Raw genomic sequence first — 25962 nt, 5'->3', positions numbered from 1 at the left:
GGTCATGATCAAGACAACGGGCAAAGCTGCGGGACTGCCAACGTTATGGACGCCGGGCGACTGGAACGCCTTCTTCGGCTTCGGCACCAATATCCTCGTCAACATGCTGGTGCTCACCGGCCTGTTGCGCTTCGTCCTGAAGATGCCGGACGCCATCGTGTTCGGCCGCATCCTGCCGGCGCTCGGCCTGATGATGTGCCTGTCGACCCTCTATTACGCGTTCCTCGCCTACAATCTGGCGAAGAAGACTGGCCGCACCGATGTCTGCGCGCTGCCCTCGGGCGTGTCCGTGCCGCACATGTTCATCGTCACTTTCGTCATCATGCTGCCGATCGCGATTTCCACCGGCGATCCCGTCAAGGGCTGGGAGGCGGGCCTGGTCTGGGTGTTCTTCCAGAGCTTCATCCTGATGATCGGCGGCTTCATCGCGCCGATCATCCGCAAGGTCACGCCGCGCGCGGCGCTGCTCGGCACGCTGGCGGGTGTCTCAATCGCCTTCATCGCCATGCGACCGGCGCTGGAGATGTTCATGACGCCGGTGATCGGGCTGACATGCTTTGCCATCATCCTGGTGAGCTGGTTCGGCGGCTATCGCTATCCGCGCGGCATTCCCGCCGGCCTCGTCGCCATTGGTGTCGGCATGGCGATCGCCTGGGGCTCGACCTTGTTTGGCCTCGACGTCGGCGGCGTCAACGTCGCCGGCGTCAAGGCCGCATTCGCCAACTTCGGCTTCTCGGTGCCGCTGCCGGCGGTCGATCACGTGTTCTCCGGCTTCCAGTATCTCGGCGTCATCCTCGTCACCGCGATCCCCTACGGCATCTACGATCTGGTCGAGGCGATGGACAATGTCGAAAGCGCGGAAGCCGCGGGCGATACTTATCCGACCACGCGCGTCCTGACGGCCGACGGCGTCGTCAGCCTCATCGGCTGCCTGATGGGCAATCCGTTCATCAACGCGGTCTATATCGGCCATCCCGGCTGGAAGGCGATGGGCGGCCGCATCGGATATTCGGCGGCGACGGGCCTGATGGTGATCGTGCTGTCATGGTTTGGCGTCATCTCGCTGATGCTGGCGATCGTCCCGGTGGTCGCGATCTCACCGATCCTCTTGTATATTGGCATGCTGATCTGCGCGCAGGCGTTCCAGACCACGCCTCGCGAACATGCGCCCGCCATTGCGCTGGCGCTGACGCCGCATCTTGCCGCCTGGGCGACGACACTGCTCGGAGGCGCGCTTGGCGCTGCCGGCCTGAATTTCGGTGCGCAGCATGCCCCGGAGTTCGTCGGCAAGATGGCGCAGAACGGCGTGCTGGCGCACGGCCTCGAGCTGATGGGCGGCGGCTCGATCCTGGTCGGGCTGGTGCTCGGCGCGATCGGCGTCTTTGTCATCGAGAAGAAATTTGCCAACGCCGCCGGCTTTGCCCTGGCCGGCGCGGTGCTGACTTATTTCGGCTTCATGCACGGCGAGCAGGTCGGTATCGGCCACGGCTTCGGCGTCACGCCGCAGGTGGCGCTGGCCTATCTGATCGTCTCCGGCTTCCTGTTCGCGCTGTCGCGGCAGCCGGCCACCATCGCCTTGCCGGCCAAAGGCATGCCGAACGCCGTGCCGGCCGAATAGATTTCCCGCAAGCCTCAAACTTGAGCCGCCGTCCCTCGGGTCGGCGGCTCTTTTTCTTGCCCGTGACGAATTCAGCAGCGCTTCTAGAGCTCGATCTTCCCGTACACGGTGACATCGAGGTCGAGCGCGCGGCTCGAAACGCCCATGCCGGTGGTGAGGCTGTCGCCGGCCTTGACCCGGCCGTCGGCGATCGCCTTGCGAATGTGTTTTTCCAATTCGCGACGCGCGGCGTGATCCATCGTCCGCATGAACTGACGGACCGCGGCTTCGATGACCTGGTCCTGAACCGAAGCGCCGGCCGATGTTTGTTTCTGCAACGCGCTGTTTGGCATGGCGCTATTTAAACGGTGCAGCCCGTTATTAATCAAGTTGACGCGGCGCATTAAGTTAATGCGCGGCCGAATTAGTCATTAATGGAGGTTGTGCTGGCGGTCGCCGCGCCGCGGGGTACCTTTTGCAGGCCAATTATAACCATGCCGCCGGCTGTGCCGTTGCGGCCGATGCAGAGGGTGCCGACATGAGTTTCATGTCCAAGGACAACACGGCCGTCGAACCGCGGTTCGGTTCCTCGCTCCGGGCGCAGCCCGATATCGTCACCACCTTCGGTTCCGGCATGCTGGTCACCGGCAACGTGGTCTGCGCCGGCGCGGTGCAGATCTTTGGCCGCGTGCTCGGCGATATCCGCGCCGTCCATCTCATCATCGGCCAGGGCGCCTACGTCGAAGGCACCGTCACCGCGCACGATGCGGTGGTGCAGGGCACCTTCAAGGGCACGCTCTACGCCAACACCGTGAAGCTGCAGGGCGATGCGCTGGTGCAGGGCGAGGTCTACAACAAGTCGCTGAGCATCGAGTCGAATGTCGTGTTCGAGGGCTCGTCGCGCCGTCTGGAACGGGCGGTGGATGCGCCGAGCGCGGCCGAAACCAACGGCCAGGCGGCAGCGGCGCTGCCGCCGGTCGACGAACCGCTCGATCTGGTGCCCCAGCAGTTCGCCGATCTGCCGGCCGACGTCGATCACGACGTGCTGGCCTGATCACGGGCAGGTCGTCAGCGTCACCGGATCGGCTTTGGGATCGGGCAGATAGTCGCCCATCGGTTTGCAGGTCTGGCCATTTGCGCCGCCGATACAGACCTGCCAATCGCCGACCGTCATGCCGGAACGCCGCAGGATGACCTGCGGCAGCGGCGCGACGTGCGGATTGTAGCGCCACCATTTGCCGTCGAACTTGGCATCGGACGGCGGCTCCATGCCCGCGCCCGTGCCCTGGATGCGATCCTCGAGCAGCACGACGCCGGCTGGCGTCGCGCGATAGTCTTCTTCCCAGCGGATTTTCTCGATCGAGTGGGTCCAGGCCAGCGTCAGCGCCATCGTGCCGAGCCGCACGGTGGCGCCTGCCGCTAGAAGGCAGAACTCCATCACCCTGCGGCTTTCACGCCGGCGGCCGTCTGCCGCCCGCGATGCTGCCAGAACTGGTAGGCGAAGAACGCGGCGCAGCAGACGAAGCCGATCGGGTCGGTGTACGGATATTCCAGCACCAACAGGACGGCCGAACCGAATGCGATGAGCCGCGCGATCCAGCCGACCGGTGCAAAGAAATAGCCGATCGCAGTCACGCCCCACAACGTCACGGCGATCACGGCCTTCAGCACCATATAGGCTGCCGCGGCGATGAAGCCCCATTCGGCGACGCGGTTGCCGACCGGCTGCAGCATCAGCGCCGGCGAGTACACCGCCATGAACGGCACGATCCAGCCGGGCAGCGCGATCTTTACCGCGGTCCAGCCGATCTTGAATCCGCTCTCCTTGGCGATTGACGCGGCCGCAAAGGCGGCGAGCGCCACCGGCGGCGTCAGGTCCGCCATGATGCCGAAGTAGAACACGAACATGTGCGACACGATCAGCGGCACGCCGAGATGCAGCAGCGCCGGCGCCGCGATCGACGACGTGATGATGTAGTTCGGGATCGTCGGGATGCCCATGCCAAGGATCAGCGACGTCAATGCCGTGAGGCAAAGCGACAGGAAGATCGAACTCTCGCCGACCGTGACGATGACACGGACGAAATTGGTGGCGGCGCCGGTCAAGGTCAGTGTGCCGATGATGGTACCAACCAGCGCGCAGGCGACGCCGACCGGCAGCGCGTGACGGGCGCCGTCGGCGAGCGAGTTCAGCGCGATGGTCAGCGTCTCGCGTCCGCCCTTGACGAAGACGGTGACGGCCATCAGCGCCACCACCATCGAGATCAGCAGCCAGATGCCGAATTCGAAGAACAGCGCCGCCGACAGGCCGAGCGCGATCCAGAAGACAATGCGCAGCAGCGGCGCCGGGATGGCGGCGACGATCGGGTGACTGAAGATCACCATCACGGTGAGGCCGAGGCCGACGGTGCCGGCGAACAGCGGCGTATAGCCGGCGAACAGCAGCACCACCAAGGCGACGAGCGGCATCAGGAGATACCAGTTCTTGCGCAGCGCCGCGATCGGGCTCGGGATCTGGTCCTTCTTCAGGCCGACGAGACCGCGTTTGCCCGCTTCCAGATGCACGGCCCAGAACGCCGAATAGTAATACAGCACGGCCGGAACGATCGCGGCGATACACACCGCCGAGTAGGGCACGTTGATGGTTTCCGCCATGATGAAGGCGACCGCGCCCATCACCGGCGGCATGATCTGACCGCCCATCGACGAGGTCGCTTCGACGGCGCCGGCGAAATAGGCCGGATAGCCGAAGCGCTTCATCAACGGAATGGTGAACTGGCCGACGGTAACGACATTGGCGATGCCGGAGCCGTTGATGGTGCCCATCAGGCCGGACGAGATCACCGCCACCTTGGCGGGGCCGCCGCGCCGGTGACCGACCAGGCCCATCGATACGTCATTGAACAGGCTGATCATGCCGGCGCGCTCGAGGAAGGCGCCGAACAGGATGAAGAGGAAGATGTAGGTGGAGGAGACGTAGATCGGCGTGCCGTAGATGCCTTCGGTGCCGCCGAACATCTGATCGACCACCTGTGAGAAGTCGTAACCGCGGGTGTTCAGCGGGCTCGGAAGGTATTGGCCGAACAGGCCGTAGCAGACGAAGATGGCGCAGATGATCGGCAGGATCGGCCCCATCATGCGGCGGCCGGCCTCGAACACGAGGACCACGACGAGAACGCCGACCGTGATGTCGAGCGTGCTCGGGTCGCCCGCTCGGGTGATGAGATCTTCGTAGAATACCCAGTGATAAAGGCCGAGCACGAAGCCGGCGATGCCGAGCGCCCAATAAGCCACCTTGGCCAGACGCTTGTCCGTCAGCGTAGAAGTGACGCCGAACACCACAATCATCAGAAAGCCGACGTGCACCGAGCGTACGATTTGACTCGGCAGCGGCGAGAACATCGCGGTCACGATCTGAAAGGTCGAGAACGCCACAGCGATCCAGAACAGCGTGCGTCCTTCGAAACTGGTGCCCCAGCCTTTTTCGAGCTGGGCTTCGGCTTTGGTCTGGCCGGGGATGGGTGTCCCTGGCTGCACGGCGGCGACGTCGACGTCGGTCATGGATCAATCCTGTGGCAATGTAATTTCATCATTCCGCGGCGCGGCCGGTCCGCGCCGTGGGATGAGGAAATGAATAGAGAAACGGTGCGAAGGCGTTACGCCTTCGCACCGCCCGAAGCGCGCCTTACAGCGCGCCCTTTTCCTTGTAGAACTTGGCAGCACCCGGGTGCAGCGGCACCGGCGGGTTCTTCCCCGCGGCGTCGATCTTGATGTCCTTGGCCGCGGCGTGCGCCGCCTGCAGCGACGGCAGGCTGTCGAACAGGTCCTTGGTCATCTGATAAACCAGATCGTCGGACAGCGCGGAGCTGGTCACCAGATAATTCTGCACGGCGGCCGCGTTCACGTCCTTGTCGTTGCCCGGATAGGTGCCGCCGGGGATGGTTACCGACTGGTAGGGCGTGCCGATCTTGTCAACCACCGCCTTCGGGATCTCGACGATGACGCATTCGACCGACGCGCACAGGTCGCGGATCGCCGAGACGCCGAGGCCGGCCGAGATCAGCGTCGCATCGAGCTGACGGTTCTTCATCAGTTCGACGGATTCGTTGAACGGCAGATATTCGACCTTGCCGAGGTCCTTGTAGCTCATGCCGGCGCCGTCGAGGATGGCGCGGGCGTTGAGCTCGGTGCCCGACTTCGGCGCGCCGACCGACAGGCGCTTGCCCTTGAGGTCGGCGAGCGTCTTGATGCCGGAGTCCTTCAGCGCGGCGATCTGGATGTAATTCGGATAGATCGCGGCGACGGTGCGCAGCTTGTCGAGCTTCGACTTGAAGCCGACTTCGGCGTTACCCTTCCAGGCATCGGCGAGCGAGTCGCCGAGCGTGAAGGCGATTTCGCCCTTGCCCTGCTGGATCAGGTTGAGGTTCTCGACCGAGGCCTTGGTCGATTGCACCGTCGGCTTCGAATCCTTGATCTTCTCGGCATAGATTTTCGACATCGCGACGCCGAGCGGGTAATACACGCCGCCTGTGCCACCGGTCAGAATATTGATGAATTGGTCGGCGTTGGCCTTAAGCGGCAGCGCGACCATCGCGCCGACGAGAGCCATAGCGCAAAAACGTCGAGTGGAAATCATCGATCGATCCTCCTGGTTTCCTCAATTTTTCAATTTGCCTTTACGGCTTGCGCCTGGACGCTAACAAGATCCGTGCCAGCAGCGAATGCGCGCACTCTGTGCACTATCGCCCCGCAGGTTCAAGAGGTTAGTTCACAGTCGCGCGGATGCCAGCCTGGGCTCGGCAAAATCTTGCCGATAGGCGCCTCTGGCTCGGCGGAATCTTGCCGGAATTAGCCGCTCGCCTGTTGCGTGATGTCGCGGCGGCCAATTCCGAGCCGATTCATCTTTTCGTTGAGCGTACGGCGCGGGATGCCGAGAGCCTTCGCCGCGCTGGCCATGTCGCCGTCGTGCTGGCGGATCGCCGCAGCGATCATCTCGCGTTCGAAAGCCGCGATCTGCGCCGGCAGCCAGGCCTCCGTCGTGCCGATGGCGGGCAAAGCGAGCCGCTCTGCCGGCGTCTCCAGCCCTATGGCGAAGCGTTCGGCCGCGGTTCGTAATTCACGCACATTGCCCGGCCAATCGTGGCGCAGCAGCGCAGCAATATTATCCTTGTCGAGCGGCCGCAATTCGCGGCCGTGACGATGCGCGGCTTCGCTGGCGAAATGCAGGAACAGGAGAGGGATGTCCTCGCTGCGCTCGCGCAAGGGCGGCAGCACCACCTCGCCCACATGCAGGCGGTAGTAGAGGTCCTTGCGGAAGCGGCCGGCCTCGCTCGCCGCCTTGAGGTCTTCCTTGGTGGCGGCGACGATGCGCAGATTGAGCGGGATCGACTGGTTGGAACCGAGGCGTTCGATCTGACGCTCCTGCACCGCGCGCAACACCTTCGCCTGCAGCGGCAGCGGCATGCTCTCGATCTCATCGAGCAGCAAGGTTCCGCCATTGGCATATTCGAGGCGGCCGACACGCACGCCGCGAGCGCCGGTGAAGGCGCCGGCCTCATGCCCGAACAATTCGCTCTCGAACATATCGGCCGGGATCGCGGCACAGTTGATGGCGACATAGGGGCCGGACGCTCGCCGGGATAAATCGTGCAATGCCCGCGCCACGACTTCCTTGCCGGTCCCGGTTTCGCCCATGACGATGACGTCGCAATCGACGCTGGCGAGCGCCGCAATCTTTTGGCGCAGGGCCACGGCCTGCGCGCTCGATCCGATCAGCCGGCCGGCGAGATTCTCATCGCCGCCGAGCAGCGAGCGCAGCCGGATGACCTCGCGCATCAGCCGCCGCTTGTCATCCGCCTTACGAATGACCTCGACCAGATGCTCGGGCTCGAACGGCTTCTGCAGGAAGTCGTAGGCGCCGAGGCGCATCGCCTCGACGGCGAGCGGGACGTCGCCATGACCGGTCACCAGAATGACCGGAAGGGTCGGATCGGCATCGGTGAAATGCCGCAGCACCGTGAGGCCGTCGGAGCCCGGCATTCGCACGTCGCTGATGACAATGTCGGGCGGGGAAGCTGAGGCGATGCTGAAGGCAGCCTCGGCGTTCTCGGCGGCGGCGACGTCGAAGCCGGAGAGTTGCAGCCATTGCACGGTCGAGTTGCGCAACGCGGCGTCGTCATCGACGAACAGGACACGGCACGCCATCGTCACGCCCCGATCGCGGTGGCGGCCGGCGCGGCGGACTGCGCCACCGGCAGGACGAACGAGAATTCGGCGCCGCCATCTGTCCGGTTACGCACGCGCAGGCGCCCGCCGTGATCGTCGATGATGGCGTAAGAGATCGACAGTCCCAGCCCGAGGCCCTTGCCGACCTGCTTGGTCGTGAAGAACGGATCGAACACCGAGGCCATATGGTCCGGCGCGATGCCCGGGCCGGAATCGGCGACGCTGAGCAGCACCTCTCCTCCATTCTGCAGCACCGACAGGGCGATGATGCGTTCCGGTTCGCTCGAGACCGCATCGGCGGCATTGCTGAGGAGATTGAGCAGCACCTGTTCGAGTCGTGTCGCGTTGCCGGTAACGGTGACGCCGCCTGCCGGCATGTCGATCACGGTGCGCACGCCTTCGGCGCCGAGCCGGGCATTCGCCAACGCCAGGGCGCGTTGCACGACGACCGTAATATCGATCGGCTCCATCTCGCCGAAATCCTTGCGCGCAAAAGTGCGCAGGTGCTGCGTCAGTTCGCCCATGCGCGCGACCAGATCGTCGATCGTCGCCACGGTTGCGGCGGCACGTTCGGTCGCGCCGTTGCGGATCAGCAGTTTGGCGCTGGCCAGCGTCGTCTTGAGCGCGGCAAGCGGCTGGTTGATTTCGTGCGCCAGCGCCGCTGACATTTGCCCGAGCGCGGCGAGCTTACTCGCTTGCACCAGTTCGTCCTGCGCGCGCTTGAGCGCGTCCTCGGCGCGGCGGCGTTCTTCGATCTCGCGGCTCAGGCTGTCGTTGGCGCGTACGAGTTCCTGGGTACGCTCGGTGACGCGCTGTTCGAGCATGTCGTGGGCGTCGAGCTTGACGCGCAGGGTAGCCTGGCGGCCGCGCCACCACAGGAACAGCAGCAGCAACACCGCCGCCGTCAGCGCCGAGGCCGCACCGGCGAGAACGGCGGCGCGGCGGATCGGCGCGAGATCGGTGAAGGAGTAGAGCGTCCATCCGTAGCCCTGAAGATCGGAACGGGTCACGAGGAAACTGTGCAGGTCGCCGTCTTCCATCGAGATATTGACGACGTCCCCGTTATCCGGCGACTGCCGGTGCTTGAGCAGCGGCCAGCCTTCGAGCGAGATGCCGGAATATTGCATCGAACGCCTGATATCCGTGCGCTCGGCTTCGTTCAGCGGTCGAATGGGACGGTATTTCCAGTTCGGTGGGCTGGCGAGAAACAGGACGCCGCGGTTGTCGGCGAGCGCGATATTTCCCCCGGCCGAACGCCAGTCTGCTTCCAGACCTTCGAGCGAGATCTTCACCACCGCTACGCCAAGCAGTTTGCCCTCGCGCCACACCGGCCGCGACAGGAAATAACCCGGCTCGCCGGTGGTGACGCCGATGGCGAAGAACTGGCCGCGGCCGTGCTCCACGGCGTCGCGGAAATAAGGGCGGAAGTTGTAGTTCTCGCCGACGAAGCTCTTCGGCTGATCGTAGTTGCTCGCCGCCAGCGTGAGACCCGAGCTATCCATCACATAAAGGGCATCGGCCCCGGCTGCCGTTGCCAGCGCGGCCAGCGAGCGATTGACGCGATCGATGAGCGCGCGATCGGCGGGCGCTTCGAGCAGTTTGTGAATGCTCTCGTCGTTGGCGAGGACGAACGGCAGTGTTCGGAACCGTTCGACCACCTGATCCAGTGTCGAGGCATAGAGTCCGATGCGCTCATCACCGGTTGCCTTGGCATCGGTCCGGCCGCTGCGATCATAAACGGCAAAGCCGGAGACGCCGACGGCGGCGATGACCAACAGGGCGGCGCACCAGGACAGGATGGATTTTGAGGGGGCTTTCACGCGCAATACTCCACGGCTGGCAATGTGCGTGAAGGTGGCGGCCAAGACAAGCGCGAGGGTTATCCGTTCGGAACCGCTTCCAGGCCGCGGCCGGTCGTTCGGCCCTTTTGCGTTGCAATGGCAACGGAGATTTTGCCGGGGCGACAAACGTGATATGGCCGGTATGGGGTCGTCGCGACCGACCCCGCGATCGGATCGAAGGCGCAAAGCCCGGCCGTTCGAATGAAAGTAAGAATTGGGGGGACGATGACCGCGGATCAGGAATCTGCCGCCATAGCCGACGACGGCATCTCTGCTGAGCGCCTGCGCAAGGCCGAAGAATATGTGCAGCAGGAAGAGGGCGCGGGCAACCGCCTGACCGGCTGGGTCGGCACCGCCGTGATCGGCATCGCGATCGCGATGACGCTGTTTCATCTCTACGCGGCCTACGACATCGTCCCCACACAACCGCTGCGCTACATCCACGTCGCCTTCGTGCTGCTCCTGAGTTTCATGCTGTTTCCGATGGCGGATCGTTTCCGCAATCGCCTGCAGTGGTTCGACGTCATCCCGGCGCTCGCCGGCATTGTCATCATCCTCTACGCCCTGTGGGGCGGTGAGGACTTCACCGATCGCGCCACGGTCCCCGACCGCATGGATGTCGTCATGGGCGCGATCTTCATCGTGCTCGTGCTCGAGGCCGCGCGTCGCACCACCGGCCCGATCATGCCGATCGTGGCGATCCTGTTCATCGCCTATGCAATGCTCGGTCCGCATCTGCCGCCGCCGTGGACGCATCGCGGCTTCGATATCGCGCGCCTGGTCGGCCATCTGTTCATCACGCTGGAAGGTATCTTCGGCGTCGCGGTCGATGTGTCGGCGTCGCTGATCATCATGTTCACGATCTACGGCGCCATCCTCCAGCATTCCGGCGCCGGAAAGTTCTTCATCGACTTCTCCCTCGCGGTCATGGGCGGCAAGCCGTCGAGCGCCGGGCGCGCCGTGGTCGCCTCGTCGTTCCTGCTCGGCGGTCCGTCGGGCTCCGGCGTCGCGACCACGGTCATGATCGGCACCGTCGCTTGGCCGATGCTGAAGAAGGCCGGCTTCGAGGCCAACGCCGCGGGCGGGCTGCTCGCCGCCGGCGGTCTCGGCGCCATCATCTCGCCGCCGGTGCTGGGCGCAGCGGCGTTCCTGATCGCCGAATTTCTCAAGATCGGCTATCTCGACGTCATCTGGATGGCGACCATCCCGACATGTCTTTATTACCTGTCACTCGTCTTCATGGTCGAGCTCGACGCGCTGCGCTTCGGTGCGCGCGAGGTCGTGTTCAAGCAGGACATGACCATCGGCGAGATGACGCGTCGCTACGGCTTCCACTTCGTCTCGCTGGTCGCGGTGGTGGTCTTCATGATCGTCGGCTTTTCGCCGATGCTCGCGGTGTTCTATTCAACCGTGCTGGCCTTCACCATGAGCGCGCTGGCGCCGGAGACGGCGCTCGGTCCGCGCCGCCTTTTGCTGGGGCTGCTCGCTGCGAGCCTCGTCGTCGCCGTGGTGCTCGGCATTCCAGGGCTGTCGCAGTCGGCCTTCGGCGGCGCGCTGCAGACCTATTTCCCGATGCTGCTCCTGATCATCATCGGTACCATCGCCTATGCCGGCCTCACGACGAAGGGCCGCGAGAAGGTGCCGGGTTCAGCGAAGCTGACTTCGGCGCTGGCCGATGGCTCGATCGGGGTGCTCAGCGCTGCAACCACCTGCGCCGCGGCCGGCATCATCGTCGGCGTCGTCACGCTGACCGGCCTCGGCCTCAAGTTCTCGTCGATCGTGATCGACATGGCCGGCGGCAGCCTGCTGATGACGGCGATCTACACGTCGCTGGTCGTCTGGATCATCGGCCTCGCCGTGCCGGTGACGGCGTCCTACATCATTTGCGCCGTCATCGCCGCGCCGGCGCTGATCAAGCTCGGCGTACCGGACTACGCCGCGCATATGTTCATCTTCTATTACGCGGTGCTTTCGGAAGTATCGCCGCCGACGGCGCTGTCGCCCTTCGCCGCGGCCGCCATCACCGGCGGCGACCCGTACAAGACCACGCTGCAGGCCTGGAAATACACGCTGCCCGCCTTCCTCGTGCCGTTCGTCTTCGTGCTGGATCCGCTTGGTATTGGTCTCCTGATGAACATTCCGAAGGGCGGCTCGTGGCTCGACGTCGTCTGGATCACCGCTATCACCGCCGCTGGTCTCGGCGCGCTGTCGGTTGCTGCGCAAAGCTGGGCGCTGCGTCACACCACACCCGTCGAGCGCTTTCTGTTCCTGATCTCGGGCCTGCTCCTGGTCTTCCCCAGCCTGCTCGAGGCGCTGCTGGAACTGATCACAGGGCTCGATATTCCGCATCCGGCGCCGTTCGGGCTCGTGCTCGGTGCGGCGCTGCTGCTCTGGCAGTGGCAACGGCCGCGGCCTTCGGCTGCGTCGGCGTGACGCCTTAGAAAGGCGTTGGATTCGCCGGTTCGAGACGGCACAATATTGGCGAGAAGCCGGGAGCTACCCGGCCGGATTTAAAAATCAGCAATGGGAGGCGACAACAATGAATAAACTTTTCGTCGGCGTACTGGCAGCCGCGGCGGCCGTGACGCTTTCAATCGGCGGCGCGGCGGCACAGCAGCGCACCATCGCCATCGGCACCGGCGGTACCGGCGGCGTGTATTATCCGATCGGCGGCGGCCTCGCGAATCTCCTGTCGAAGAATATGCCGAACACGCAGGCGACCGCCGAGGTCACCGGCGGCTCGGTCGACAACCTCAAGCTCATCGGCTCGGGCCAAAGCGAGATCGGCTTCTCGATGGCCGACGCGGCGCTTGACGCCTTCAGCGGCGTCGACAAATTCAAGGGCAACAAGGTCGGCTTGCAGACCCTGATGGTGCTCTATCCGAACGTCATGCACGTCGTGACGATCGAGGGCACCGGCGTCAACACGATCGCGGATCTTAAGGGCAAGCGCGTCTCCACCGGCTCGCCCGGCAGCGCGACCGAAGTCATGGCGTTTCGTGTCATCGAGGCCGGCGGTCTGGACAAGGATAAGGACATGAAGCGCGAGCGCCTCGGCGTCGCGGAATCGGTCAATGCCATCAAGGACCACAAGATCGATGCGTTCTTCTGGGTCGGCGGCCTGCCGACGGCGGCGGTGACCGATCTCGGCGCTACGCCCGGCGTCAAGATCAAGCTGATCGATCACTCGGACGTCGTGAAGAAGATGAACGAGAAGTACAACAACCTTTACGCGGCGACGGACATCAAGGCCGGCACCTATCCGAACCAGGACAAGCCGAACAAGGCCTCCGCCGTCTGGAACATCCTCGTCACCGGCGACAAGATGTCGGAGCAGGATGCCTACAATATCGTCAAGCTGATCGTGGACAAGAAGGCGGATCTGGTGGCGGTCCACAAGGAAGCCGCCAGCTTCTCGGTCGAGAACCAGATCAAGGACAACTCGCCGGTTCCGTGGCATCCGGGCGCGGTGAAGTTCTTCAAGGAGCGCGGCGCCAAGATGTAGCGCCCGAAAGCCGGGCGTGATGGTGGACAGGTCGGCCCCGCTTCGGCGGGGCCGTTTGCTTTCTCAATGCGCGTGACGGGCCGTCGCCGGTACCATCATGGCGGCGAAATAGCCGATGGCGCTGAGTACGGCGATGCAGAAGCTCACCGGCCAGTCGGTCTCGAACGCAATGGCGATGCCCAGCCAGGCTTCGGCGAGCGCGAGCAGGGCAGCGGCCGCAAGGCCGCTCCACAGTCCGCCGGTGAGGCGCTGCGCCGTGGCGCCCGGTCCGACCATCAGCGTGAACACCATCAGCACGCCGACGATCTGCGCGCAGGCGGCGACCGCCAGCGCCACGATGGCCAGGAAGGCGGTGGAGATGAAGCGCATCGGCACGCCTTTGGCTTCGGCCAGTTCCGGCTGCAGCGTCGCGAAGATCAACGGCCGCATGATCACGCCGAGGCCGACGACGACGACGGCGCCGAGCACGCCGAGCGCGGCAATCATCCCGCGGTCCACCGCCAGCACGTTGCCGAACAGCAGCGCCGTCGCCTGAGACGCGAATGACGTGTAGTAGTGCAGGAACAACAGGCCGAAGCCGAGCGACAGCGCCAGCACGACGCCGATAGCGACATCGCGGTTCGAGATGCGCTCGCTCATCAGCCCCATGCCGATGCCGGCCATCAGCGTGAAGCCCACGAGGCCCCACAGCGGCGACAGGCCGATCAGCCCGGCGCCGGTCGCGCCGGCAAAGCCGATGTGCGACAGCGCGTGGCCGGCGAAAGTCTGGCCGCGCATGACCAGGAAATAGCCGGTCACACCCGACACCACAGCGACGATGCCGGAGGCGATGAAAGCGTTGGTGATGAATTCGTACTGGAACATGCGTCGTCCTTTACCCTCACCCGCGAGTGGAAGGTGAGGCAAGATCAATGCCCATGGCCATGATGGTCGTGTCCGTGATCATGGTCATGTTGGTGCGCGTCGCGTTCGACATCGCGGCCGCGCGACATCACGAAGATGTGGCCGCCGGCTCGGAGCACTTCGATCTCGGTGCCGTAAAGCCGCGACAGAACCGGCGCTGTCACCACTTCATCGACGGTGCCGAGTGCGGCGTGACCGTTGCCAAGGTAGAGCACCTTGTCGATGGCGCCGAGCAACTGATTGAGTTCGTGTGCCGAGAACAACACGGTAATCCCGCGCTCGCGCGCGATCCGGCGCACGACGTCGATGACGACCTCCTGGTGCCGGGCATCGAGACTGATCAGCGGTTCGTCGAGCAGCAAAAGCTTGGGCTTGCCGATTAACGCCTGCGCCAGCAGCAGCCGCTGGCGCTCACCGCCTGACATGTCGGACAAGGGCCGGCGCGCCAGATCGCTGGCGCCGACGGCATCCAGCGTTTCCTCGATGGCGTGGCGGTCGGCGGCGGCGAGCGATGGCAAGCCCCAGCGTTCGCCGTGCAGCGAGATGGCAATGTAATCGAGGCCGCGGACACGCAGATCGGGCAGCACCGTGCGCAGCTGCGGCAGATAACCGATGGTCGAGGCGCCGAACTTCGGCGCTTCGCCGAACACGCGGATGGTACCTGAGGTTGGCGGCAGCAGACCGAGGATCGCGCGCATCACCGTCGTCTTGCCGGCGCCATTGGGGCCGAGCACGCCGACGAAATCGCCAGCCTGAATGCTGAAGCTGACATCGCGCAGCACGGCGCGCTTGCCGACGGCGATGGTGGCGTGGGTGAGCTCGACGACAGGGCTGTTCATGCGCGGTGGCTTTAGAGGTCACGCCAGGCCTTGTGCCGGGCATCCACGACTTTCTAGCAGCTTTATGAAGTCGCGGGTGGCCGGGACATAGGCGTTCTTCGAACGGCTATGCCCGGCCATGACGATTTAATGTTTTCCCTGGAAAGGAAGACTCACGAATTGGCGCCGTCAAGCGCCTTGTCCAGCGAATCGAGTTCGCCGAGCATCCATTCGGTGAAGGTTAGGCCTTGCGGCTGGGTCTCGGTGACGGCGATGACGGGCACCTTGGCCTTTTTGGCGACCGCCAGCAGCCGTTCGGTCAGCTTCTCCGAGACCTGCTTGTTGTAGATCATCGCCTTGACCTTGTGGTTCTTGAGATCGTCCTCGAAGGCGGCGATGTCGCGGGCGCTCGGCTCGGTGTCGTTCATCATCGCGAGCTGGAATTTCTCGTTCCGCATGGTGAGGCCGGCGGCCTCGGCCATCAGGCCGAACACCGGTTCAGTGGCGGTGACTGCCTTGCCCTTGTGTTTGTCGCGGATCTGACCGACGCGCTGGCTGATGCGCGCGAGCTGGGCCAGGGTCTTGTCGAGATTGGCGGCGTAATCGGCAGCGTGCACGCTGTCTGACTTGCTGAAAGCCGCGGCGATCGCCTTGGCGACGGCCGGCATGGTTGCCGGCGCGTACCACAGATGCGGATTGCTGCCGGCCTTGGCGTTGACGATCTGCCCGGCATCAATGACGACGCGGTTCGGCCGCGGCGCGGCCTGCATCAGTTTCGGCATCCACGGATCGTAATTATTGCCGTTGAGGATGACGATCTGCGCGTCCGCGATCTGCTTGACCACGCCGGGCGTCGTCTCGAACAGATGCGGGTCCTGGTCCGGATTGGACATGATGCTGATCACAGCGACATGCGCGCCGCCGATGTCACGGGCGATATCGCCATAGAAATTCTCGGCGGCGACAACCTGGATGCTGGCGTCGGCGGCATGCGCCGGCGCGCTGATGAAGGGCGCGGCGACAACGGCGAGCAGGGCGGCGAAACGGACGTTCATCGGCATTCCTCATAATGAGTGGGTCAGATATGTAACATTATAACATTTCCTTTGGCAAGACTGAGGCGGCGCTTGATCGGGCGGCATTCGGCGCTATCAGGCGTTACCGAGTGGCTCGCTCGGGCGCAGAGGACCATGCCGATGGCGGCGATGCTTACCCGCGAGGTGTTGAAGAGCTACCTCGAAGACATGCCCATCGGTCATGTCTTCGATCTGACCTATGGCCAGTTCGCCGGGCTGTTTCCGCCGGGGGAGCCGGATCCCTTCGCCCGTTCGGCGTTACGCGCCTTTGCGCGGGAATGCGGCTGCGATGTCGTGCAGGATATCGCCGAGGCGCGCTACGAGCTGCGCAAGCGCTAGGAAAAGCCGGCCAGAAGGAGACGACTCAGCCGAATCGCCGGCCGACGCGGACGTCGCGCTGGACGCGTCGCAGTTCGTCTTCGAGCCGCTTGATCTCGCGGGTCATCTCGGTGAGGGCGCGCAACATGCTCTCGTTGATGTCCCGCTGACCGATCTGGGCCCGCGCGTTCTGCAGGAAGTTCTCGATAGCCGTAAACGACATGGGCGGAACCCAAAATTGCGCGACGCCGCGGGGCCTCGGCGCGCGTGGTGATGACGCGTTGTTCCACAAAGCCTAGGCGGCAAGAGTGAATAAAACTGAAAAATTGCCCTGAAACTTGATGTAAACGGCGCGGAGCGACGCTCGGCGGGCCGCAAAAGCAAGCGAGGCAACCGGATGTTTGACCACCCGGCTGCCTCTCGCCCGGACAAACGGCATCACTAATCTGTCCTAGGGCTTCGGCCAGATTACCAGCCCGGCGCGAACGGCGCGGTTGCGGCTTGGTCTGGTAGTTAATCGGCGTGGTAAAGCCCAAGCCCGCCCGCCGCGGTCGCTCGCGCCGTATCGCCCGCATAATTCTTGTCACCCAAGGGCAACAGCGTGTGTGTTTCGTCTTCCGCCAGTTGCATATGCGACGGATGTCCGCAAAATGCCGCAAAATGCTTCGAGTGGACAATGAAAAGACCGAAAATGGACCTTCCCGATTCCGCGACCGTCGCCCGTCTCAGCCGGCGGGCATTTACCATTGGCCTGCCATTGTTTGTGGCCGGTTGCGTGACTGCCGACTATGGCAGCGTGAACGACGGTGGACATTCGATTGCAGCCGTCGAAAACATCGATCCCAGCCTGGCGCGTACCGAGGTGTCCTGGAACGGCAACGAGAAGCCGGGCACCATTGTCGTTAACGTGCCGCAGCGCCGGCTCTATCTGGTCGAAGCCGGCGGCAAGGCCCTTCGCTACAGCGTCGGCGTCGGTCGCAGCGAAGCCCTGAATTTCCGCGGCAGCGCCGTGATCGGTCGCAAGGAGCAATGGCCGCGCTGGACGCCGACGGCTAACATGATGCACGCCATTCCGCGCTACCGCGCCTATGCCGGCGGCATGGCGGGCGGCCCCGATAATCCGCTCGGGCCGCGTGCGCTTTACCTCTACCGCAACGGCCACGATACCTACTTCCGGCTGCACGGCACGACCGAGCCGGAAACTATCGGCACGGCGGTATCGAGCGGCTGCATCCGGCTGTACAATCAGGACATTCTCGATCTCTACAGCCGCGTCCCGGTCGGTACCCAGGTCAAGGTGGTCCAGGGTTAGATCTTCGGGAACTTTCTGGCCTCTCGGGCATTACAAGGCGGGCCATGTGCTACCTACGGCCTGTAACGATTAGTACGTCAATTCGACACCCCGGGAGATAGAACATGCTCAAGAAGGTCTTGGTTGTGAGCGTCATGGCTCTGGCGCTGGCTGGTTGTGAAACTGCGCGGCAGGATCGCGTCGCCGGTGGCGCGCTGATCGGCGGCGGTACTGGTGCCCTGATCGGCGGTCTGGCTTCGAATTCGGTTGGCGGCGCGGTTGCCGGCGGCCTGATCGGTGCGGCCGCGGGCGGCATCATCGCGGATGCGACCCGTCCGGGCCGCTGCTATTACCACGATCGCTACGGCCGCCGTCACTACGTGCGCTGCCGCTAAGACATCTGGGCTATCAGATCGGAAGGCCGCCCCTCGGGGCGGCCTTTTTTGCGTTTTGGGCGGGCAAAACGGCGGTTTTGCACGGGCGGCGGGGACGCCTTATATGTCTGGCGCAAGGAGCTCATTTCATGACCGACGCCACTTCCGCGGCCGATCCGGCCGGCAAAATTCCCGTTACCGTGCTCACCGGCTATCTGGGCGCAGGCAAGACCACGCTGCTCAACCGTATCCTCTCCGAGCCGCACGGCCAGAAATACGCCGTCATCGTCAATGAGTTCGGCGAGATCGGCATCGACAATGACCTCGTGGTGGACGTCGACGAGGAAGTGTTCGAGATGAACAATGGCTGCATCTGCTGCACGGTGCGCGGCGATCTCGTCCGCATCATCGACGGCCTGATGCGCCGCAAGGGCAAGTTCGACGCCATCATCGTCGAGACGACCGGCCTGGCCGATCCGGCGCCGGTCGCGCAGACCTTCTTCATGGACGAGAATGTCGGCGCCAAGACCCGGCTCGACGCCGTCGTGACGGTGGCCGACGCCAAGTGGCTCAAGGACCGGCTCAAGGACGCGCCGGAAGCCAAGAACCAGATCGCCTTCGCCGACGTCATCGTGCTCAACAAGACCGATCTTGTGACGCCCGCCGAGCTCGAGGAAGTCGAGGCCCGCATCCGCGGCATCAATCCTTACGCCAAGCTGCATCGCACGACGCGCGCCCAGGTCGACATCAAGGACGTGCTCGGTCGCAACGCCTTCGACCTCGACCGCATTCTCGAGATCGAGCCGGCCTTCCTCGAGGCCGATGACCACGACCACGATCATCACGATCACGACCATGGCCCCGGCCACCATCATCATGGCGGGCTGAAGCACTATCACGACGAGGACATGCAGAGCATTTCCGTATCGTCGGACAAGCCGCTGTCGCCCGACAAGTTCTTCCCGTGGATTCAGGAGCTGGTGCAGACCGAGGGCAAGGATATCCTGCGCTGCAAGGGCATCCTGTCGTTCAAGGACGACGACGAGCGCTTCGTGTTCCAGGGCGTGCATATGATCCTGGACGGCGATCACCAGCGCAAATGGAAGGACGGCGAGGAGCGCATCAGCCGCGCCGTCTTCATCGGCCGCCATTTGCCGGAAGAGAAGATCCGCAAGGGCTTCGAGAGCTGCGTGGCGTAGCGTTCTTCAAGCATGACCGACCTCAACACGCCCTTGCCCTCGCTCGCCGACCGCGCGCGGATCGTTTCCGAAGCCGAAGGCTCGACCATCGTCGGCGTACATTTCCTGCGGCAGACGCCGGTCTTCGTGCTCGGCGAGGAAGCGCTGCTGTTTGCGCCGGCCGAGAAACGCACGCGCGTCGTCGCGCATGACGGCGGCATCCTGGTGAGCGCGGCGGATCAGTCGCGCATCGTCACCGGTGGCGACGACGGCAAACTGGTCGCGACCGACCGTGACGGCAAGACTGAAATCATCGCCACTGACGAGCGCAAGCGCTGGATCGATCAGGTTGCGCTCGGACCCGACGGCGCGGTGGCGTGGTCCACCGGCAAGATCGCGCGCGTGCGGACGGCCAAGGGCGAGATACGCGAGCATCAGGCGGCCTCGACCGTCGGCGGCCTGGCGTTCTTTCCGAAAGGCTTCCGGGTCGCTGTTGCGCATTACAACGGCGTGACGCTCTGGTTTCCCAATGCCGCCGGTGCCAAGCCCGAAATGCTCGAATGGAAGGGCTCGCATCTCGGCGTCACCCTCAGCCCGGACGGCCGTTTCCTCGTCACCATGATGCAGGAGCCGACTTTGCACGGCTGGCGCCTTGTCGATGCCAAGCACATGCGCATGTCCGGCTATTCGGCGCGGGTGCGATCGCTGTCATGGTCGCATGATGGCGGCCTGCTCGCGACCTCGGGCTCCGAGCAATTGATCCTGTGGCCGTTCGACGGCAAGGACGGCCCGATGGGCAAGCAGCCGACGATGTATGCGCAGTCGCCGGCCCGCTGCACGCGTGTCGCCTGTCATCCGAAACAGCCCGTTTGCGCTGCCGGCTTTGCCGACGGCACGGTGCTGATGGTTCGTCTGGAGGACGGCGCGCTGATCATGGCGCGTGAGGCGGACGGTCAGCCGGTCAGCGCATTGGCCTGGGATCAGGGTGGTCAGGTGCTCGCCTTCGGCACCGAGCAGGGTGATGCAAGAGTGCTGACGCTGTAAGCGTCGCGGAGCCTCGCTTCATGCTCCGCTCATCCCGCAAAGGCGAGAATCCAGTTCTTTTCCAGAGGCAGCCTAGTCTGGGTCCTCGCTTCCGCGGGACGAGCGCAGATTGATCAAGCGACCAAATCAAAAGGGCGGCCCGCAGGCCGCCCTTGACCGGCTACACCAGCACCGTGCCGCCATCGACGATCGAGATCTGCCCGGTGACGAAGCCGTTACGCATCAGATAGAGATAAGTCTGTGCGACGTCCTCGGCCTCGCCGACGCGGCCGACCGGCAACGACGCGCCGACATGACGGTACAGCGCTTCGCGATCCTGCTCGGTCATGCCGGCCCACAGCGGCGTCCTGATCACGCCAGGCGATACCGCGTTGACGCGGATCGGCGCCAGTTCGACGGCAAGCGCGCGGGTGAGCCCTTCCATCGCGGTGCAGAGGCTCGCGGCGACCGACCAGCCCTTATGCGGCCGCAAACCGGCGACGCCGGTGGTCAGCACGATTGAGCCGCCGGTGCGGATGTGCGCGCTCGCGTGTTTCACCGCGGTGAACGCGCCCCAGAAGCGCAGTTTGAAGAAACCTTGCGCGTCGGCGACCGTCGTCTTGTCGAGTTCGGCGAGTGCGAGGGTCTCGCCGGCAGTGAAGACCAGATGGTCGAAGTCACCGATGCCATCGAACAGCGCTTTCACCTGGGTCTCGTCGGTGAGATTGGCGGCGTGGCCTTGCGTGCCCGCCGGCAGCGCCTCGAGCGCGCGGTCGACGCTGTCCTGCCGGCTTGACGCAACGATAACCTGTGCGCCTTCAGCGGCCGCTGCCTGAGCGGTGGCGAGGCCGATGCCGGAGGTTCCTCCGAGGAGGACGATCTTTTTGCCGTTCAGTGATTTTACGATGCTCGTCATGACTTGGGTCCTGGCTGGTGCCGTGCTGAAGACCGGAAAATGCGGCTGGACACAGCATGATTCCAGAGCATTAATGTCACTCCATGAATGACTTTTTGTCATGGAGAGGACGGTCATGAGCTTCGACGGACGGTTGTTAAGCGGTGTCGGCGTGGTCACGGCCGTCGTTCAGTCCGGCAGTTTCGTCGGTGCTGCGAACGCGCTCGGCATGACGCAATCCGGCGTGTCGCGCGCGGTGGCGCGACTGGAAAGCCGCGTCGGCGTGCGCCTGTTCGAGCGTCATGCCCGCGCCGTGACACTGACCGACGAAGGCCGCCGCTTCTTCGAACGCGCCGCGCCGTTGTTCGCGGAGCTTGACGATGCGGTCAACGAGGTCGGCCGAGCTTCGTCCTCGGTTCGCGGCGCTCTGCGCGTGAGCGTCAATCCGCTGGCGCTGCGCATGCTGCTGGCGGGCCGGCTTCCCGCCTTCCTCGCGCGTTATCCCGAGCTATCGCTGTCGATCGATGCACAGGATGTGGCGGGCGATCTTGTGGTAGGCGGATTCGACGCCGCGGTGCGTTTCGGCGAGCCGGCACGGCCGGGGCATATCGTGCGCCGCCTCACCGATACGCGGGTTGTGACCTGCGCGTCGCCTGCTTACCTCAAGCGCCGCGGCAAGCCGGCGCATCCGCGCGATCTCGCGGTGCATGAATGCATTTATTATGTCGATGCCGCGACCGGTCGTCCCTTCACCTGGGAGTTTCACGGCAAAGGCCGCATCGAAAAGGTTGCCGTCAAGGGGCGGCTCACGCTCAACGACGCTGAGACCATGTTGACCTTGTGCGAGCAGGGCCATGGCATCGCCCAGGTGCTGGAATTCGCCGCGCTCGGCCTGCGCAACGGGCGATTGGTAGACGTGTTTCCAGAATGGAATGGCGAGCGCTTTCCGCTCTATATTGAATTTCCCTCGCGCCGCCAGCAGTCGGCCAGGGTCAGGGCCTTCACCGAGTTCGTCGCGGAGGCGGTGAAGTGATCCCTCCCTTTCACGGGAGGGATCAGCAAGCACTCACCCGACCAGCACGTTCCTAAACTGCCACGGATCGGACGTATCGATGTCCTCCGGGAACAGGCCCGGACGCCCCGTGAGCGGCGTCCAGTCGGTGTAAAAGCCCTTCACCGGTCCGAGATAGGGCAACTGGATCTCGAGCAGGCGATGGAAGTCCATTTCGTCGGCTTCGACGATGCCCTCGTTCGGATGTTCCAGCGCCCACACCATGCCGCCGATGACCGCGGAGGTCACCTGCAGCGCGGTGGCGTTCTGGTAGGGCGCCAGCGCGCGCGTCTCCTCGATCGAGAGCTGCGAACCGAACCAGTAGGCGTTCTTGCCGTGGCCGTAGAGCAGCACGCCGAGCTCGTCGATGCCGTCAACGATTTCATCTTCCTCGAGGATGTGATGCTTGGTCTGCATGGTGCCCGAGCCGAACAACTCGTGCAGCGACAGCACGGCGTCATCCGCCGGGTGATAGGCGTAGTGACAGGTCGGCCGGTAGGTCACCTTGCCCGAGGCGTCACGCGCGGTGAAATAGTCCGAGATCGAGATCGACTCGTTGTGCGTGACCAGGAAGCCGTATTGCGCGCCGCGCGTCGGGCACCAGGTGCGCACGCGCGTGTTGGCGCCCGGCTGCATCAGGTAGATCGCCGCGCCGCAGCCGGTGTCGTGGGTGTGCGCATTGGCCGGCATCCACTTCTCATGGGTGCCCCAGCCGAGTTCGGCCGGCTGCATGCCTTCCGACAGGAAGCCTTCAACCGACCAGGTGTTGACGAACACTTCCGGCGGCTTCGGCTTCTTCGAGCGCTGCGTGTCGCGCTCGGCGATGTGAATGCCCTTGACGCCGGCCTGGCGCATCAGATCGGCCCATTCCGCCTTGGTCTTCGGCTCGGGGACGTTGAGCTTGAGGTCGGCGGCGACATTGAGCAGCGCCTGCTTGGCGAAGAACGACACCATGCCGGGATTGGCGCCGCAGCACGACACCGCCGTGGTCGAGCCGGGCTTGCGCGCCTTCTTGGCGGCGAGCGTGGTTTCGCGCAGCGCGTAGTTCGAGCGCGCTTCCGGTCCCTTCGATGCGTCAAAATAGAAGCCGAGCCACGGTTCGTTGACGGTGTCGATGTAGAGCGCGCCGATCTCGTTGCAGAACTCCATGATGTCGACCGAGCCGGTATCGACCGACAGGTTGACGCAGAAGCCCTGGCCGCCGCCCGCGGTCAGCAGGGGCCGCAGCACGTCGCGGTAATTGTCCCGGGTCAGGCCCTGCAGGATGAAGCGCACGCCGTGCTTCTCGCACAGCGCCTTGCGGCCCTCGTCCTTGGGATCGAGCACCACCATGCGCGACTTGTCGAACTTCAGGTGCCGCTCGATCATCGGCAGCGTGCCTTTGCCGATCGAGCCAAAGCCGACCATGACGATCGGTCCGGTGATGGTGGCGTAGATGGGCCAATCAGCCATGTGCAAGTCCTCCGGGAGCCTCGAAAAGTGAATATCCGCCGCATGTGACGAACGAAAGAGACGCCGCGTGATTAGCACGCGGCGTCCACGATTTCTTGCCGGGTTTACGGCTGTTTTTTAGGCTTACGCGGCGCGCGTGCCGGCGCGGCGAAGACGGTTGGCGCGGCCGTCCTGCGCCACCAGCACGTTGAGGTCCGGCGTCGGCGCGAGCCGGCCGGTCGGCGCGATCATGCCGCGGGCGCCGTCGAGCGCCCCGGCGATGAGTTCGCGGCCGAGCAGGCGGCGCCGCTCGAACGGCCCCGGCATCCACAGCGCGCCGGTCTTGTCACCGGAGAAGCCGAAGCGCTCGTAATATTCCGGGTCGCCGACCAGCACGATCGCGCCATGGCCCAGCTTGCGCGCGGCCTGGATCGCCCGGCGCACCATGGCGCCGCCGAGGCCCTGGCCGCGGCAATCTTCCGCAACGGCGACGGGGCCGAGCAGCAGGGTGCTGGCGCCGTTGCCGGTCGAGATGTCCCACAGCCGCGCGGTGCCGATCACACGGCGGCCTTCCGCCGCGATGAAGGACAGGCCTTCGGCCGGCAGGCGGTCCTCGCGCAGGCGCTCGGACGACTTGCGGTAACGGGTCTCGCCGAAGGACTGATCGAGCAGCGCTTCGCGCGCGTCGAGGTCGGCGAGCCGTTCATGGCGAATCTGGATCATGTCAGTTCCTTCCCGGCCGAAGGCGCGCGCGAGCGCGCGCCCAAGGCGCAACAGTTCAAGAGGTAGGGAAAGGGGGAGGCGGATCACCGCCTCCCTTAACCGTCAGACGGGGCGAACCGTCAGATGTGTCACCGATCGCGGAGCGATCAGATGTGGATCGTCTTCAACGGCGGGAAGCCGTTGAACGCCACCGCCGAGTAGGTCGACGTGTAGGCGCCGGTGCCTTCGATCAGCAGCTTGTCACCGATCTCCAGGCTGACCGGGAGCGGATAGGGCTGCTTTTCGTACAGCACGTCGGCCGAGTCGCAGGTCGGGCCGGCGAGCACGCACGGGGCCATGATGTCGCCATCACGCGGCGTCTTGATCGCGTAGCGGATCGACTCGTCCATCGTCTCGGCGAGACCGCCGAACTTGCCGATGTCCAGGTAGACCCAGCGCACGTCGTCTTCCTCGCTCTTCTTCGAGACGAGGACGACTTCGGTTTCGATCATGCCGGCGTTGCCGACCATGCCGCGGCCCGGTTCGATGATCGTTTCCGGGATGCGGTTGCCGAAGTGCTTCCGAAGCGCCTTGAAGATGGCGTTGCCGTAGGTTTTCACCGTCGGGACGTTCTTCAGGTACTTGGTCGGAAAGCCGCCGCCCAGGTTGACCATCGACAGGTTGATGCCGCGCTCGCCGCACTCCTTGAACACCGACGCCGCCGAGGCGAGCGCACGGTCCCAGGCATGCTGGTTGCGCTGCTGCGAACCGACATGGAACGAGACGCCGTAAGGCTCCAGACCCTGACGCAACGCGTGCTCCAGGACATCGACGGCCATGCCGGGCTCGCAGCCGAACTTGCGCGACAGCGGCCATTCGGCGCCGGCGCAATCCGACAGGATGCGGCAGAAGACCTTCGAGCCGGGGGCGGCGCGGGCGATCTTGTCGACCTCGGCCTGGCAATCGACCGCGAAGAGGCGGATGCCGAGCGCGTAGGCGCGCGCGACATCGCGTTCCTTCTTGATCGTGTTGCCGAACGAGATGCGATCCGGGCTGGCTCCCGCCGCGAGCGCCATCTCGATCTCCTGGACCGAGGCGGTGTCGAAGCACGAGCCGAGCTTGGCCAGAAGTGCGAGCACTTCCGGCGCCGGGTTCGCCTTCACGGCGTAGAACACGCGCGTGTCCGGCAACGCCTTGGCAAAGGCGGTGTAGTTGTCCTTGACCACGTCCAGGTCGACGACCAGGACGGGACCCTCGTCGACGCCGCGCTCGCGGCGGTCGCGCAAAAACTCACGGATGCGCTCGGTCATTGGCGCAAACTCCCAGCTCAAGGAGCGGCTCTAGCCACTCGATTGCGCGGTATGGGCGCTCAGAGCAGGTGCGCGATGGGGACGCAGCCGTGCCTTAAGCTCTTAACCGCTGTGCTGCCGTGAGATTGGAGGGGAGACCCCGCCGCACTGTTGGCAAAGATGGACAAGCCTCGTCGGTAACCCGTCGCTGGCGGTGGAAGGCCAGCAGAGACCAAAGAAGCCCGCTCCGTCGTTGCTTTAAGTCGCGTCCCCTGCGGAGAGCAGAGTGCGCCGGTTTCGCCTCCGGCTGCCAATCAGAAGACTTGAGGTTACTTACTCTTCCCGTGGGAAGGAGCTCGCTCGCCTCAGGCGGCTGGCCGGCCTCTTGTCCGGCTACCTACCGATTGACACACGACCACAGGCACGTGCGAAATTGGGCAAGAGT

General features: G+C 64.5%; 24 protein-coding genes. 10 read left to right on the top strand and 14 right to left on the bottom strand.

The annotated features are described in order from the left end of the window. Positions 1–4: 4 nt before the first annotated feature. Complete coding sequence (locus ASD45_RS16165; protein WP_156380892.1) at positions 5–1618, top strand: regulator; 1614 nt, start codon at positions 5–7, stop codon at positions 1616–1618. Positions 1619–1701: 83 nt separating this feature from the next. On the opposite strand, the gene ASD45_RS16160 is transcribed toward ASD45_RS16165, so the two are convergent. Next, entirely contained in the window at positions 1702–2001 is a 300-nt protein-coding gene (locus ASD45_RS16160) for a DUF6494 family protein (RefSeq protein WP_156380891.1), read from the bottom strand. Between the two features lie 134 nt (positions 2002–2135). Here ASD45_RS16160 and ASD45_RS16155 point away from each other — a divergent pair, with 134 nt between their 5' ends. Next, entirely contained in the window at positions 2136–2651 is a 516-nt protein-coding gene (locus ASD45_RS16155; RefSeq protein ID WP_156380890.1) for a polymer-forming cytoskeletal protein, read from the top strand. Here the strand turns inward: ASD45_RS16155 and ASD45_RS16150 are convergent, their stop codons facing one another. From ASD45_RS16150 to ASD45_RS16130, 5 genes are all read right to left on the bottom strand, one after another. Further along, positions 2652–3035, bottom strand: coding sequence for a DUF1850 domain-containing protein (locus ASD45_RS16150; RefSeq protein WP_056912418.1), 384 nt, complete (start codon positions 3033–3035; stop codon positions 2652–2654). Next, positions 3035–5158 carry a TRAP transporter permease gene (locus ASD45_RS16145; RefSeq protein WP_082540881.1) on the bottom strand — a complete coding sequence of 708 codons (2124 nt, stop codon included), beginning with the start codon at positions 5156–5158 and terminating at the stop codon, positions 3035–3037. Before ASD45_RS16145 ends, ASD45_RS16150 begins: the two co-directional genes overlap by 1 nt. Positions 5159–5282: 124 nt before the next feature. After that, positions 5283–6206, bottom strand: a complete 924-nt coding sequence (locus ASD45_RS16140; protein ID WP_056912417.1) for a TAXI family TRAP transporter solute-binding subunit — start codon at positions 6204–6206, stop codon at positions 5283–5285. A gap of 239 nt (positions 6207–6445) precedes the next feature. Further along, on the bottom strand, positions 6446–7801 hold the full coding sequence (locus tag ASD45_RS16135; protein WP_056912416.1) for a sigma-54 dependent transcriptional regulator: 1356 nt from the start codon (positions 7799–7801) through the stop codon (positions 6446–6448). A 2-nt stretch (positions 7802–7803) separates the two neighbouring features. Further along, the gene (locus ASD45_RS16130) at positions 7804–9642 is read right to left on the bottom strand and encodes an ATP-binding protein (RefSeq protein WP_162249443.1); all 1839 of its coding nucleotides are present in this window, start codon (positions 9640–9642) and stop codon (positions 7804–7806) included. A 246-nt stretch (positions 9643–9888) separates the two neighbouring features. On the opposite strand from ASD45_RS16130, the gene ASD45_RS16125 reads away from it, so the two are divergent. Beyond that, complete coding sequence (locus tag ASD45_RS16125; RefSeq protein ID WP_056912414.1) at positions 9889–12096, top strand: TRAP transporter fused permease subunit; 2208 nt, start codon at positions 9889–9891, stop codon at positions 12094–12096. A 106-nt stretch (positions 12097–12202) separates the two neighbouring features. Continuing rightward, entirely contained in the window at positions 12203–13168 is a 966-nt protein-coding gene (locus ASD45_RS16120; protein ID WP_056912413.1) for a TAXI family TRAP transporter solute-binding subunit, read from the top strand. A gap of 63 nt (positions 13169–13231) precedes the next feature. Here ASD45_RS16120 and ASD45_RS16115 read toward each other — a convergent pair whose 3' ends face one another. The 3 genes from ASD45_RS16115 to ASD45_RS16105 form a co-directional block, all read right to left on the bottom strand. Further along, positions 13232–14032, bottom strand: coding sequence for a metal ABC transporter permease (locus ASD45_RS16115; protein ID WP_056912412.1), 801 nt, complete (start codon positions 14030–14032; stop codon positions 13232–13234). 44 nt (positions 14033–14076) lie between these two features. Beyond that, positions 14077–14910, bottom strand: a complete 834-nt coding sequence (locus tag ASD45_RS16110) for an ABC transporter ATP-binding protein (RefSeq protein WP_056912411.1) — start codon at positions 14908–14910, stop codon at positions 14077–14079. A gap of 152 nt (positions 14911–15062) precedes the next feature. Beyond that, positions 15063–15944, bottom strand: a complete 882-nt coding sequence (locus ASD45_RS16105) for a zinc ABC transporter substrate-binding protein (RefSeq protein ID WP_200949687.1) — start codon at positions 15942–15944, stop codon at positions 15063–15065. A 141-nt stretch (positions 15945–16085) separates the two neighbouring features. Between ASD45_RS16105 and ASD45_RS16100 the strand changes: the two genes are divergently transcribed. Beyond that, complete coding sequence (locus ASD45_RS16100) at positions 16086–16304, top strand: hypothetical protein (RefSeq protein WP_056912409.1); 219 nt, start codon at positions 16086–16088, stop codon at positions 16302–16304. Between the two features lie 25 nt (positions 16305–16329). Here ASD45_RS16100 and ASD45_RS23585 read toward each other — a convergent pair whose 3' ends face one another. Continuing rightward, positions 16330–16506 carry a hypothetical protein gene (locus ASD45_RS23585; protein WP_156380888.1) on the bottom strand — a complete coding sequence of 59 codons (177 nt, stop codon included), beginning with the start codon at positions 16504–16506 and terminating at the stop codon, positions 16330–16332. A gap of 453 nt (positions 16507–16959) precedes the next feature. Between ASD45_RS23585 and ASD45_RS16095 the strand changes: the two genes are divergently transcribed. From ASD45_RS16095 to ASD45_RS16080, 4 genes are all read left to right on the top strand, one after another. Further along, positions 16960–17595: a L,D-transpeptidase gene (locus tag ASD45_RS16095; RefSeq protein WP_244485408.1), complete on the top strand. Its 636-nt coding sequence runs from the start codon at positions 16960–16962 to the stop codon at positions 17593–17595. Between the two features lie 104 nt (positions 17596–17699). Further along, a complete protein-coding gene (locus ASD45_RS16090; protein ID WP_056912407.1) occupies positions 17700–17969 on the top strand; it encodes a hypothetical protein in 270 nt (89 codons plus the stop codon). A 128-nt stretch (positions 17970–18097) separates the two neighbouring features. After that, positions 18098–19147 carry a GTP-binding protein gene (locus ASD45_RS16085; RefSeq protein ID WP_056912406.1) on the top strand — a complete coding sequence of 350 codons (1050 nt, stop codon included), beginning with the start codon at positions 18098–18100 and terminating at the stop codon, positions 19145–19147. Between the two features lie 12 nt (positions 19148–19159). Further along, positions 19160–20170, top strand: a complete 1011-nt coding sequence (locus ASD45_RS16080; RefSeq protein ID WP_056912405.1) for a hypothetical protein — start codon at positions 19160–19162, stop codon at positions 20168–20170. Positions 20171–20330: 160 nt separating this feature from the next. On the opposite strand, the gene ASD45_RS16075 is transcribed toward ASD45_RS16080, so the two are convergent. Beyond that, complete coding sequence (locus ASD45_RS16075; protein WP_056912404.1) at positions 20331–21065, bottom strand: SDR family oxidoreductase; 735 nt, start codon at positions 21063–21065, stop codon at positions 20331–20333. A gap of 115 nt (positions 21066–21180) precedes the next feature. On the opposite strand from ASD45_RS16075, the gene ASD45_RS16070 reads away from it, so the two are divergent. Next, the gene (locus tag ASD45_RS16070) at positions 21181–22077 is read left to right on the top strand and encodes a LysR family transcriptional regulator (protein WP_056912403.1); all 897 of its coding nucleotides are present in this window, start codon (positions 21181–21183) and stop codon (positions 22075–22077) included. Between the two features lie 33 nt (positions 22078–22110). On the opposite strand, the gene ASD45_RS16065 is transcribed toward ASD45_RS16070, so the two are convergent. The 3 genes from ASD45_RS16065 to ASD45_RS16055 all read right to left on the bottom strand — a co-directional run bounded on the left by ASD45_RS16065 (position 22111) and on the right by ASD45_RS16055 (position 25538). Then, positions 22111–23547 (bottom strand): homospermidine synthase, encoded by a 1437-nt coding sequence (locus ASD45_RS16065; RefSeq protein ID WP_056912402.1) that lies wholly within the window; start codon positions 23545–23547, stop codon positions 22111–22113. Positions 23548–23670: 123 nt separating this feature from the next. Beyond that, positions 23671–24249, bottom strand: a complete 579-nt coding sequence (locus tag ASD45_RS16060) for an N-acetyltransferase (RefSeq protein WP_056912401.1) — start codon at positions 24247–24249, stop codon at positions 23671–23673. Positions 24250–24395: 146 nt separating this feature from the next. Next, entirely contained in the window at positions 24396–25538 is a 1143-nt protein-coding gene (locus ASD45_RS16055) for a type III PLP-dependent enzyme (protein ID WP_056912400.1), read from the bottom strand. Positions 25539–25962: the final 424 nt, after the last annotated feature.

It is taken from the genome of Pseudolabrys sp. Root1462 (genome assembly GCF_001426945.1).
Classification (GTDB): domain Bacteria; phylum Pseudomonadota; class Alphaproteobacteria; order Rhizobiales; family Xanthobacteraceae; genus Pseudolabrys.
The sequence above is the reverse complement of the archived record's forward strand: the minus strand, read 5'-3'. Positions and strand labels throughout refer to the sequence as shown.